The organism is Mariprofundus micogutta, from assembly GCF_001895085.1.
GTDB lineage: Bacteria > Pseudomonadota > Zetaproteobacteria > Mariprofundales > Mariprofundaceae > Mariprofundus > Mariprofundus micogutta.
The window spans coordinates 1-1278 of record NZ_BDFD01000050.1 but is presented as its reverse complement, the minus strand read 5'-3'; the positions used below and the strand labels follow the sequence as shown (position 1 = coordinate 1278).

Genomic DNA, 1278 nt, shown 5'->3' with positions numbered 1-1278 from the left:
CACTGCTGTCCGGTTAAGGAATTAGCAGCAAGAAAACAGGCCTGAATTCCCAACGATTATGGTAAATTTGTAGTTATCCAGACAGCAAATTCACAGAACGGAGAACTCAGGCCATGAAGCACATTAACACGGTATTTCACCAATTGCTAAGAGAGGTCCCACGCCATCATTTTGAGAGCGTTATCAATCGTTATGAAGGGAATAGACGGGTGAGAAGTTTACCCTGTTGGACACAGTTCTGTGCCATGCTTTTCGGACAGCTTTGTTCCCGCCAGTCGCTTCGTGATGTTGAGTCGGCATGGGATAGTCATGCCAGTGCGCACTACCATATTGGAGTGCGGCAGGTGAAGCGTTCGACCCTGGCCGATGCCAATGCGAAACGTCCGGCAGGCATGTATCTGGAGCTGTTCTATTGGCTGCTGGGTCAGTCGAGGGATAAACGCATCCACCATAAGGATGCGGTTCGTCTGATTGATTCCACGACAATTGATCTGTGCAAGAAGCAATTTGAATGGGCTGAGTTCCGTAGCGGGAAATCGGGGGTAAAGATTCACACCGTCTACGATCCTGATGCCGAGGTTCCAACGTTCTTCTCAATCACCACCGCAAAACAGCACGACAAAAAGGCGGCAGAGAAGATGCCGCTACTGGATGGCGCTACCTATGTTTTTGATAGAGCCTACAACGATTATGCGTGGTTTCACGATATGACCGAACGCCGGATTCACTTTGTTGGGCGCATGAAATCCAATGCCAGATTTGAAGTTGTTGAAGAGCTTCCCGTCACTGAGGCGGGAGTTTTGGAGGATCAGTTAATCAGGCTGTCTTCGCCTATGGCGAAGAAACAGTACCCTGAAATTCTCCGCCGGGTTTGTTTCAGGCGAGAGGAAGATGGCAAGGTACTCAGCTTCATCACCAATGACACAAAACGCACTGCCGCAGAGATTGCCGACCTCTACAAACAGCGATGGCAGATTGAGCTGTTCTTCAAATGGATTAAACAAAACCTGAAGATCAAGCGCTTCATCGGAACATCCGAGAATGCAGTCAAAATCCAGATCATCATCGCCATGATTGCCTACCTGTTACTGGGTATGGTGAGAAAACTTGTGCCTACGAAAAGGTCATTGCAGCAGCTTGCGAGGCTGGTCTCGGTCAACCTCATGCAGCGAAGGAATATCGCCGAATTGCTGGGAGGAAGCTCACCGCCTCCAAAGCGAAAACCGACCGTGAATCCTCGCCAGATGGCACTGCTCAATGCTTAACCGGACAGCAGTG

The 1278-nt window shown here is 49.7% G+C and carries 1 protein-coding gene; it reads left to right on the top strand.

Annotated elements, in window-relative coordinates; translation table 11 throughout:
• Positions 1–113: 113 nt before the first annotated feature.
• Complete coding sequence (locus tag MMIC_RS12370) at positions 114–1265, top strand: IS4 family transposase (protein WP_072660773.1); 1152 nt, start codon at positions 114–116, stop codon at positions 1263–1265.
• Positions 1266–1278 lie beyond the last annotated feature (13 nt).